We start from the raw sequence: 10,602 nt of genomic DNA, 5'->3' as shown, positions 1-10,602 counted from the left end.
GCGCCGCGCCGTGTACGAGGCCGAGTCTCTGGTGCGCCGCATGTTCGACCGTGCCGACGAGAGCGGACATCGAACGGTGGAAGTCGCCGGATCTTCGGTCACCCTGCCGATCGAACGCCGCTTCGCGTCCATCGACTCGGTGCAGGCCTACGTCGATGCGGTGCTCGCCTTGAACTGGGTACGCGGCACCTGGTCCCGGGCCGACGTGCCGGTGCGGGTGCGGGTCCGGGCGGGGAACACCGCCGCACACTACGAAAACGATTCTGCCGTTATCGCTTTGCCCGTGCATCGAGCGAACACGGCGTGGGCGTTCCGGGAGCTGGTGGTGCTGCACGAGCTCGCGCACCACCTCGATCCGGCCGGTCCCGACGATTCGGCGGAACCGGCGCACGGAGTGGCGTTCGTGCACCGATTCCTCATACTGGTGGGCGAGATCATCGGTCCGGAAGCGGCATTCCTGTTGCGCGCATCCGGGTTTGCCGCATGTGAGTGACGGCCCGTGTCAGCCGCCGGTGACGTCGACCCGCTCGTGGTCGGCGACCGAGCCGGCCAGGACCCGCAGATGATCCCCGGTGCTGCCGAGGGTGTGCTCGATCGCCGTCAGCCGGCTCACGTAGTGCCCGACCGGGTATTCGGCGGTCATGCCGATACCGCCGTGCATCTGAATCGCTTCCTGCCCGATGCTGCGGGCGGACCGGCCGACCTGCAGTTTGGCGCGCGAGGCGATGGTCGGGTCGACGATGCCGTCGGACAGGGCCATCGTCGCGTACAGACTCAGGCTCGAGGCCAGTTCCAGCAGGACATACATGTCGGCGGCACGGTGCGTCAACGCCTGGAAGCGGGCGATGGGGGCGCCGAACTGCTTGCGCTGCTTCAGGTATTCGGTGGTCAAGCGCAGGGCTTCCTGCATCACCCCGACCGCCTCGGCGCACAGCGCGGCCTGTGCACGCACCTGGGCGGCAACGATCGCGGCGGTCGCGTCGGTGGCGGTTCCGAGAAGGTCGGCGACGACTCCGTCGAGGACGATCTGGGCGCCGCGCCGTTCGTCGTGGGTGCGATAGGCGGTGCGGGTCACGCCCTGGGCATCCGCGTCGGCGAGGAACAATCCGGTACCACCCTCGGGGAGCGCCGCGGACACCACCAACAGACCGGCGCAGTCACCGTGCAGCACCGGGTTCTTGCGTCCGGTCAGGGTCCAGGACTCGCCGGTGCGGGCCGCTGTGGTGGTCACGGCAGGGGACGGCCAGCGGCTACCCGGTTCGTCGTGCGCGAACGCGAGCAGCAGATCGCCCTCGGCAACGCGCGGCAGGATCGCGGCACGCTGCGCGTCCGATCCGACCTCCGCGACGAGCCCGCCCGGCGTGTACACCGCGTCGAGCAGCGGTTCCGGTGCGAGCGCCCGGCCGATCTCGGTCATCACGGCCATCGTCTCGACCGGCCCGGCTCCCATGCCGCCGCAGTCCTCCGGGAACGGCAGGCCGAGCAGACCGAGTTCGGCGAACTGCCGCCAAACCTCAGGATTCCAGCCCTGGTCGGTCGCGGTGATCGAGTTCCGGGTTTCCGCGTCGTACGCACCGGACAGCAGATCGCGGGTGGTTGCGCGGAGCAGATTCTGTTCGTCATCGAGTTCGAAATTCATTGCTGCTAATCACAATCCGAGAATAGAGGAGGCGATGATCTGACGTTGAACCTCGCTCGATCCACTGTAGATCGACACCTTGCGGTTGTTGAGGTACACCGGAACCGAGCGTTGCGCCCAGTCGAGTGAGTCGATGCCGTCGGCACCGACCGGAAGCGAATCGGGGCCTGCGATATCGGTGAGCAATTCGGCCGCGGCCTGCTGCAACTCCGATCCGCGCAATTTGAGCAGCGACGAGGCCGGATTCGGTTTCCCGCCGGCGGAACCCGCGACCACCCGCAGCTGAGTCAACTCCAGTGCCAGCAACTCATTTTCGAGTTCCGCGATGCGTGCGGCGAACAGCGGGTCGTCGAGTAGCGACCCGGCACCGACCCGGACATCGGCGGCGAGTTTCTTGGCGCGGGCGATGCGGACCTTCGTGGCGCCGACCCGCGCGACACCGGTGCGTTCGTTGCCGAGCAGGAATTTCGCGTAGCCCCAACCTGCGTTCTCCTCACCGACGAGATTGTCGGCGGGAACCCGCACGTCCTCGAAGAACACCTCGTTGACCTCGTAGCCGCCGTCGATCAACTTGATCGGCCGGACGGTGACGCCGGGCGTGTTCATGTCGATGAGCAGGAACGAGATTCCCGCCTGTCGTTTCGGCGCGTTCGGATCGGTGCGAACGAGCATGAAGATCCAGTCGGCGTGCTGCGCCAGGGTCGTCCAGGTCTTCTGCCCGTTGACGAGGTAGGTGTCGCCGTCGCGGACCGCGCGGGTCTTCAGCGAGGCGAGGTCCGAACCGGCTTCGGGTTCGGAAAATCCTTGGCACCACCAGATGTCGAGGTTCGCGGTCGCCGGGAGGAAGCGTTCCTTGAGTGCGGTGGATCCGAATTCGGCGATGACCGGTCCGACCATCGCGGTGTTGAACGGCAGCGGGTCGGGGACGGATGCGAGTTGCAGTTCGTCGAGCCACAGATGCCGCTGAACGGCCGTCCAGTCCTTGCCGCCCCACTCGACGGGCCAGTTCGGTACGGCCAGACCGCGCGCGTTGAGGATCTGCTGGCTGGTGACGATGTCGTCTCGGCCGAGCGACCGGCCCGCCGCGACACGGTCGCGGATCGCGGCCGGAATCTCGGTGGTGAAGAAGGTGCGCAGTTCGTCGCGGAATGCGAGTTCGTCGTCGGTGAGCGTCAGATTCATGGGGTGGCCTTCCGTCCCGGTTGTGGACGCGAACACGCGTGGTTCAGCGTCGACCCGCGCGTGGCTCGGCGTCGACCCGACAGTAGCCGTTACCCGACCGGGGCGTCACCACCTTCTGTTCCGCTGCACGAGCCGACCGGTCGTCCTACCGTGAGTGCCATGACGCGCACCATCCGCATCGGACTTCAACTCCAGCCCCAGCATCAGCCCGACTACGGCGTCATCCGCGACACGGTGCTACGCGCCGAGGACGCGGGCGCCGACATCGTGTTCAACTGGGACCATTTCTACCCGCTCACCGGTGACCCGGACGGTGCCCACTTCGAATGCTGGACGATGCTCGGCGCATGGGCCGAGCAGACCGAACGCGTCGAGATCGGCGCGCTGGTCACCGGCGGCGGCTACCGCAACCCGGACCTGCTGGCCGACATGGCGCGCACTGTCGACCACATCAGCGGCGGGCGTCTGATCCTCGGCATCGGATCGGGCTGGTTCGAGAAGGACTACGACGAGTACGGCTACGAGTTCGGCACCAAGGGTTCACGCCTGGATCTGCTCGCCGAGTATCTGCCGCGCATCACCGACCGGCTCCACACGCTGAATCCTCAACCGACACGGCATATTCCGATTCTCATCGGCGGTGGTGGACGTCGCAAGACGCTACCCCTCGTGGCGAAGTACGGGAATATCTGGCACACCTTCGGTCAGCTCGACACCCACATCGAGAAGTGGGGGATCGTCGAACAGCGGTGCGTCGAGATCGGCCGGCACGCCCCGGACATCGAACGGTCGGTGCCGTGGCCGGGACGCGATCGTGCTGCTGACTATGTCGCCGCCGGGATTTCGCTGTTCACCACCGGGATCGGCGGACCAGACTACGATTTGACGCCGCTGATCGAAGCGATCGGTTGGCGCGACGAGAACTCGCCGCCGCCGCTGTCGGGTCTCGCCTGACGCGGGGTCACCTCACGGACGCGTACATTTCGCTCGGGTGACCCGAGCGAATGTATCGCTCGTCTTATTCAATCGACCGGACGTACCGCTCGCTCACAACGGACTAGGCTCCGCACATGGCCCGATCGGTGAGGAACCCTCGCACCGCAGTCGCGGTACTGCTGACCGCGCTGCTCGCACTCGTGCTCACCTCGTGCGGTTCGTCGGGCGACAGTTCCTCCGAGAACCGCGACCTGTGTTCACCGCCGGGCGCCGGCTCGGCGTCGGCCGCACCGACGAACCTGTCGGCGGGCGCGACCGCGGCAGAAGACCGGTACACCACGCCGACCGTGGCGCCACTCGAGAGCATCGACACCGCGCGGCTCGGTCTCATCACCCCGGGCATCCTGACCGTCGGCACCCTGTCCGACGCCCCGCCGAGCATCTGCGTCAACTCGGCGGGCGTGTTCACCGGCTACGACAACGAACTGTTGAAGGCCATCGGCGCGAAACTCGGCCTGCAGGTGCAGTTCGTCGGCACCGACTTCGCGGGCCTGCTCGCGCAGGTCGCCGGCAGGCGCTTCGACGTCGGGTCGTCGTCGATCACCACCACCGACGAGCGCCGCAACCTCGTCGGATTCACCAACGGCTACGACTTCGGATACTTTTCGCTCGTCGTGCGCGACGGCAGCCCCATCACGGGATTTGCGGATCTGAGCGCCGCCACCCGCATCGGCGTGGTGCAGGGCACCGTGCAGGACGACTACGTCGTCAACACCCTGAAGCTCGATCCGGTGAAATTCCCGGACTACAACACCGCCTACGCCAACCTGAAAACCGGGCAGATCGACGCGTGGGTCGCCCCGTCCCAACAGGCCGAAGGCGCCATCACACCGGGCGACGCCACATCCATCGTCGAGAACACGTTCAGCGTCAACAACTTCGTCGGGTGGGCGGTCGCCAAGGAGAACCAACCGCTGATCGACGCGTTGAACTCCGGCCTGGACTCGGTGATCGCCGACGGCACGTGGGCGGAGTTGTACACCGAATGGGTGCCGCGTGAACTGCCCGCGGGGTGGAAGCCGGGCAGCAAGGCCGCACCCGAACCGGAACTACCCGATTTCGCGGCACTCGCCGCCGAACGCGGACCTCCGCAAGAAACCACACCGACTGCTGCCCCGAAGTCGACGCTGACCCAGTTGCGCGAGACGTTCTTCGATTGGGACCTGTACGTCAAGGCGTTCCCCGACCTGCTGAAGACCGGCCTGCCGAACACGTTGATCCTGGCGCTGACGTCCGGCATCGCCGGCACGATCCTCGGCATGGTGCTCGCGGTCGCCGGGATCTCCCGCACCCGCTGGCTGCGCTGGCCTGCCCGCATCTACACCGACATCTTCCGTGGCCTGCCCGCCGTCGTGATCATCCTGCTCGTCGGCCTCGGTATCGGGCCACTCGTGCAGGGCATCACCGGCAACAATCCGTATTGGCTCGGCGCCGCGGCACTGTCGCTGCTGGCCGCCGCGTACATCGGTGAAATCTTCCGCTCCGGTATCCAGTCCGTCGAACCCGGACAGATGGAGGCGGCGCGGGCACTGGGCTTCAGCTACCGCAAGTCGATGTCGCTGGTGGTTGTGCCGCAGGGTGTCCGACGGGTGTTGCCCGCCCTGATGAACCAGTTCATCGCACTCATCAAGGACTCGTCGCTGATCTACTTCCTCGGTCTGCTGGCGACCCAGCGTGAACTGTTCGCGGTCGGGCGGGACCTCAACGCCCAGACCGGGAATCTGTCGCCGCTCGTCGCCGCCGGTCTGTTCTATCTGATTCTGACGGTGCCGCTGACGCATCTGGTGAACTACATCGACCATCGACTGCGCGTCGGCCGGAAAGAAGCCACGCTCGATCCGCTCGAGCAGGACATCGTCGTGGAGAGAGGCTGAGACACACTATGACCACGCCATCTCTCGAGGGCGTCTCGCTCACCGGCACCGGTTTGCACCTGGCCTTCGGATCGAACAAGGTTCTGCGCGGTGTCGATCTGCACGTCGACGCCGGGAAAACCGTCACCGTGATCGGGCCGTCCGGTTCCGGCAAGTCGACGCTGCTGCGGGTGCTCAACCGACTGCACGAACCCGACGCCGGTGACGTGCTGCTCGACGGCAAGTCGGTGTTGAAGGACGACCCCGATGCGCTGCGTCAACGCATCGGGATGGTGTTCCAGCACTTCAACCTGTTCCCGCACAAGACGGTCCTCGACAACGTCTCGCTGGCCCCGCGCAAGCTCAAGGGGATGTCGAAGACCGAGGCCCGCGACCGTGCGCTGGCCCAACTCGAACTGGTGGGGCTGGCCCACAAGGCCGAGTCGCGGCCGGCGAACCTGTCCGGTGGGCAGCAGCAGCGCGTCGCGATCGCACGGGCGCTCGCCATGAATCCCGAGGTGATGTTCTTCGACGAGGCGACCTCCGCGCTCGACCCCGAACTGGTCAAGGGCGTGCTGGCGCTCATGGCGGACCTCGGGTCTGGGGGCATGACGATGGTCGTCGTCACCCACGAGATGGGCTTCGCACGGTCGGTGTCGGACACCGTGGTGTTCATGGATCATGGTGCGGTCGTCGAGGCCGGAACCCCGGATCAACTGTTCGACAGCCCGGAAACCGAACGGCTGCAACAGTTTCTGTCGCAGGTGTTGTGAAGGACGGTCACACTCGTCGATTCGGTTGGCCGAACATGCTTCTCGGACAATCCAACACGTTGCACCGGAGAACAGTGCACCGTTAGCATCGGTCGCGCCGGACCGGTTCGGTTGCGGCAATACCTGGGCCGGGGGAGAGCGTGGACGCAGCGAGATACGCCGAGTACCTACCACCGCACTACCGATCGCCGGGCCGGGAACCGGAATCGACGTGGTGGCAGTGGCGCGGACGCCGCGTTCACATCGCACGGGCATCCCGGCCCGACGCCCCGGTGCGAGTGCTCGGGATCCACGGGGCCGGCGGGCATTCCGCGGCGCTGTGGCCGTTCGCGTCCCTCGCGGCGGACGAGGGTGCGGACATCATGTTCCCCGACATGCCGATCTACGGTCGCACCCTCGAACCCCGGCCGGGGCAGGTTCGCTACCGCGACTGGATCGACCTGCTGTGCGACCTGGTGGTCGCCGAACGCACCGACGATCCGCGGCCCCTCGTCCTGTTCGGCGCGAGCATGGGCGGCATGATGGCATACGAAGTTGCTTCTCGCACCGGACAAGTCGACGTCGTACTGGCAACATGCCTGCTCGATACCACCGATCCCGCCGCTCGCGCCGCCGCGGCACGCTGGGAGATCGCGGGACGGGTCGCACCGACGGTGCTGCCACCCATCGCCCGGGTCGCCGGCGGACTGCGGCCACCGGTGAAATGGCTGGTCCGCATGAACAGCATGAGCAACGACCCCGGCCTCACCGCCCTGTGCAGGTCCGATCCCCGCGGCGGCGGGGTGCGGGTTCCGCTCGGATTCCTCGCCGACTGGTTCGCCTATCGGCACACGCCACCCGAACAGTTCACGGCAGCCCCGGTGACGCTGCTGCATCCCGCCGCCGACCGGTGGACACCCCCGGAACTCAGCCTGCGCTTCCTCGAACGCATCGCGGCGCCGACGCACTCGGTGCTGTTGGAGAACTGCGGGCACTTCCCGATCGAGGAACCGGGCCTGACCCGGATGATCGACGCGGCACGATCCGTGATCTCCGAGGTCGTGGATCGGGCCTGATCACTCGGCCCGACCACGCGGGCAGCCGTCCCGATGCGTTCTCTCCGTTCACCTTCTCGTTCCCTGCGCCTCGCTTCGACCTTCTACGGTGCCCGCGGAATGCGAACCGATTAGGGAGATCACGTGCGTATCAAGGACCTGCCGCTATTCGTCACCCACGACGGGAAGTCGTCGCGGGCGAACATCACGTGCCGCTACAAGTGCGGCGACGCCTGCTCGCACGCGGTACCGAACGTCTCCGAAGGCGCCTACTTCGGAGACATCGTACGGAACGCGGTGTCGCGGCGCGGAGTTCTGCGCGGCGGCGCGATGGCGGTTCTCGCGGTCGGTGCGGGCGGTGCACTCGCGGCCTGCTCGGACGACGCCAGCGCCGGTGAAACCCCGACCCCCGGAACCGGTGACCTCGGACCTTCGGTTCCTGGAACAGATTTCACGCCCGTCGCCCCCAACACCGAGGACGCACTGCTCGTTCCCGAAGGCTACGAACAGGCCGTCGTGATCCGGTGGGGCGATCCGGTGCTGCCGGACGCGCCTGCCTTCGACATCGCGAACCAGAGCGCGGTGGCGCAGGAGAAGCAGTTCGGGTTCAACAACGACTTCGCAGGTCTGCTGCCCGTCGACGGTGTACCGAACACCTATCTGCTGGTCGTCAACCACGAGTACACGACCGAGCCGTTCATGTTCGCCGGCTACGACTCCGAGAACCCCACCGAAGAACAGGCTCGGATCGGCTGGGCCAACCACGGTCTGTCCGTCGTCCAGGTCAAGGGCGAGCCCGGTTCCGGTCGTCTCACAACCGAATTCGGCCCGCACAACCGTCGGATCACGGCACTGACCGAGTTCGTCGTCACCGGTCCCGCCGCGGGCAGCGACCTACTCAAGACGACCGCGGACCCGACCGGCACCCGGGTGCTCGGCACCCTCAACAACTGCGCGGGTGGCCTCACCCCGTGGGGCACGGTGCTCTCCGGTGAGGAGAACTTCAACCAGTACTTCGCCAACGCGGAGCAGGTCACCGACCCCGCAGTCGCCGAACGGCTCGCCCGGTACGGCATCGAAGGCGCTGCGTCCGAACGTAAGTGGGAACGATTCGATCCCCGGTTCGATGTCGTCGCGACCCCCAACGAGGTCAACCGCTTCGGCTGGGTCGTCGAGGTGAACCCGTGGGATGCCGCATCGGTACCGGTCAAGCACACCGCACTGGGCCGGTTCAAGCACGAGGCCGCCACGATCTACGTCACCGACGACGGCACCGTCGTCGCGTACAGCGGCGACGACGAACGCTTCGACTACATGTACAAGTTCGTCTCGTCCCGGAAGATGCAGGACGGCAATTCCCAGGCGGCGATGCGCCACAACATGACACTGCTCGACGCGGGCACCCTGTACGTCGCGCAACTCACCGGCGAGAGCCCGGACACGATCGACGGCACCGGCACCCTGCCCGAAGGTTCCGCGTTCACCGGCAGCGGAACCTGGATTCCGTTGCTGCGCACCATGGAAGACGGCAAGGGCGAGTCGCTGGTCGACGGTATGTCCGCCGAAGAGGTCGCGGTGTTCACCCGCCTCGCCGGCGACAAGGTCGGCGCCACCAAGATGGACCGGCCGGAAGACTTCGAACCGAACCCGGTGACCGGCAAGGTCTACGTTGCCCTGACCAACAACTCCAAGCGCGGCGAGGACGGCAAACCTGCCGCCGACGCGGCGAACCCGCGGAACAACAACAAGAACGGTCAGGTTCTCGAGATCGACGACGATCACGCCGGAACCACGTTCACGTGGAATCTGCTGCTGGTCTGCGGTGACCCCGACGAGGCCGACACCTACTTCGGCGGATTCGACAAGTCGCAGGTCAGCCCGATTTCGTGCCCAGACAACCTGGCATTCGACCCGCACGGCAACCTGTGGATCAGCACCGACGGCAACGCCCTGAAGTCCAACGACGGCCTGTTCGCCGTGGTGCTCGACGGACCGCGCCGCGGTGAAACCAAGCAGTTCCTCACCGTGCCGATCGGTGGAGAGACCTGCGGTCCCATCATCCAGGAGAACCGCGTCGTGGTGTGCGTGCAGCATCCGGGGGAGACGGACGACGCATCGTGGGACACTCCCGTGTCGCACTGGCCCGACGGCGGCACCGCCCAGCCGCGGCCGTCGGTGGCGGTGGCCTGGAAGCCCGGCGGACTGATCGGGTGACGGTCCGGTGTGCACTTGTGGCGGCTCCGACCGCCACAAGTGCACACCGACGCGTCAGCGCAGGTAGCGCAGCGCGGATTCGGCGGCGTTGTACCCGCACATACCGTGCGCGCCCGCTCCGGGCGGGGTCGACGCCGAGCACAGGAACACTCCGGGCACTCCGATCCGGTAGGGGTCCAGGGAGATCCGTGGCCGGAACACCACCTGCACACCGGAGTTCGCGCCGCCGATGATGTCTCCACCCACCTGGTTCGAGTTGCCCCGGTGCAGGTCCGCCGTCGTCGCCACCGTCGTCGCGACGACACGTTCACGGAAGCCCGGTGCGAACCGCTCGATCTGCGCGACCACCGCGGCAGTCGCGTCACCGGGATATCCGGCCGGTACGTGTGCGTACGCGTACACCGGGTTCATACCGTCGCGGGAACGGCTCGGGTCGGCGACGTACTGCTGTCCCAGCAGCACGAACGGCCGCTGCGGCATCCGCCCGCACGCGACCTCCTGTTCCGCCCGGGCGATCTCGTCGAAGTCGCCGCCCAGGTGCACGGTCCCGGCACGGCCGACCGCCGGGTCGGTCCACGGGATCGATCCCTCGATCGCGAAGTCGACCTTGAACGCCGCGGATGCGTGCCGGAACTTCCGGTAGGACTTGACGATCCGCGAGGGCACCGCATCACCGAGAATCTCGAGGGCGCCACCGGGCGCGACGTCGAGCAGCACGACGTCCGCGGGCGGGATGTCCGCGGCGCGACGTACCCGCACACCGGTGTGGATCTTGCCGCCGTGCTCGGCCAGTTGCGCGGCGAGCGCGCGGGTGATGGCAGCGGATCCACCCTCGGCGACCGGCCAGCCGTAGCGGTGCCCGGCCGCGGTGATCATCAAACCGACCGCGGAGGTCGCGGGCCGGTCCAACC

9 protein-coding genes are annotated in these 10,602 nt (G+C 67.0%); 6 read left to right on the top strand and 3 right to left on the bottom strand.

Features of this window, described 5'->3' with window-relative positions:
* Positions 1 to 493, top strand: a 493-nt coding sequence (locus tag WAX14_RS02090) for a TIGR04338 family metallohydrolase (RefSeq protein ID WP_422626439.1), incomplete at its 5' end; no start/stop codon positions are given.
* Between the two features lie 9 nt (positions 494 to 502).
* Here WAX14_RS02090 and WAX14_RS02085 read toward each other — a convergent pair.
* Together WAX14_RS02085 and WAX14_RS02080 are read right to left on the bottom strand one after the other, a co-directional pair.
* Positions 503 to 1,639 (bottom strand): acyl-CoA dehydrogenase family protein, encoded by a 1,137-nt coding sequence (locus WAX14_RS02085; RefSeq protein WP_422626438.1) that lies wholly within the window; start codon positions 1,637 to 1,639, stop codon positions 503 to 505.
* 9 nt (positions 1,640 to 1,648) lie between these two features.
* Entirely contained in the window at positions 1,649 to 2,821 is a 1,173-nt protein-coding gene (locus tag WAX14_RS02080; RefSeq protein WP_422626437.1) for an acyl-CoA dehydrogenase family protein, read from the bottom strand.
* A gap of 159 nt (positions 2,822 to 2,980) precedes the next feature.
* Here WAX14_RS02080 and WAX14_RS02075 point away from each other — a divergent pair, with 159 nt between their 5' ends.
* The 5 genes from WAX14_RS02075 to WAX14_RS02055 all read left to right on the top strand — a co-directional run bounded on the left by WAX14_RS02075 (position 2,981) and on the right by WAX14_RS02055 (position 9,691).
* Positions 2,981 to 3,775, top strand: coding sequence for an LLM class F420-dependent oxidoreductase (locus WAX14_RS02075; protein ID WP_422626436.1), 795 nt, complete (start codon positions 2,981 to 2,983; stop codon positions 3,773 to 3,775).
* A 116-nt stretch (positions 3,776 to 3,891) separates the two neighbouring features.
* Complete coding sequence (locus WAX14_RS02070; protein WP_422626435.1) at positions 3,892 to 5,691, top strand: ABC transporter substrate-binding protein/permease; 1,800 nt, start codon at positions 3,892 to 3,894, stop codon at positions 5,689 to 5,691.
* An 8-nt stretch (positions 5,692 to 5,699) separates the two neighbouring features.
* Positions 5,700 to 6,443, top strand: coding sequence for an amino acid ABC transporter ATP-binding protein (locus tag WAX14_RS02065; protein WP_422626434.1), 744 nt, complete (start codon positions 5,700 to 5,702; stop codon positions 6,441 to 6,443).
* 140 nt (positions 6,444 to 6,583) lie between these two features.
* A complete protein-coding gene (locus WAX14_RS02060) occupies positions 6,584 to 7,498 on the top strand; it encodes an alpha/beta hydrolase (RefSeq protein WP_422626433.1) in 915 nt (304 codons plus the stop codon).
* Between the two features lie 123 nt (positions 7,499 to 7,621).
* Positions 7,622 to 9,691, top strand: coding sequence for a PhoX family protein (locus WAX14_RS02055; protein ID WP_422626432.1), 2,070 nt, complete (start codon positions 7,622 to 7,624; stop codon positions 9,689 to 9,691).
* A gap of 54 nt (positions 9,692 to 9,745) precedes the next feature.
* Here WAX14_RS02055 and WAX14_RS02050 read toward each other — a convergent pair.
* The coding region (locus tag WAX14_RS02050; protein ID WP_422626431.1) for a phytoene desaturase family protein at positions 9,746 to 10,602 on the bottom strand (857 nt) is incomplete at its 5' end.

Source organism: Rhodococcus sp. (in: high G+C Gram-positive bacteria), from assembly GCF_049299235.1.
In the GTDB taxonomy this organism is placed as follows: Bacteria; Actinomycetota; Actinomycetes; order Mycobacteriales; family Mycobacteriaceae; genus Rhodococcus.
This window is presented reverse-complemented; position numbering and strand designations above follow the sequence as displayed.

Excerpts from the sequence above, each read along its gene's own strand:
- WAX14_RS02085 (WP_422626438.1), bottom strand. The coding sequence starts at position 1,639 with ATGAATTTCGAACTCGATGACGAACAGAATCTGCTCCGCGCAACCACC.
- WAX14_RS02080 (WP_422626437.1), bottom strand. The coding sequence starts at position 2,821 with ATGAATCTGACGCTCACCGACGACGAACTCGCATTCCGCGACGAACTG.
- WAX14_RS02075 (WP_422626436.1), top strand. The coding sequence starts at position 2,981 with ATGACGCGCACCATCCGCATCGGACTTCAACTCCAGCCCCAGCATCAG.
- WAX14_RS02070 (WP_422626435.1), top strand. The coding sequence starts at position 3,892 with ATGGCCCGATCGGTGAGGAACCCTCGCACCGCAGTCGCGGTACTGCTG.
- WAX14_RS02065 (WP_422626434.1), top strand. The coding sequence starts at position 5,700 with ATGACCACGCCATCTCTCGAGGGCGTCTCGCTCACCGGCACCGGTTTG.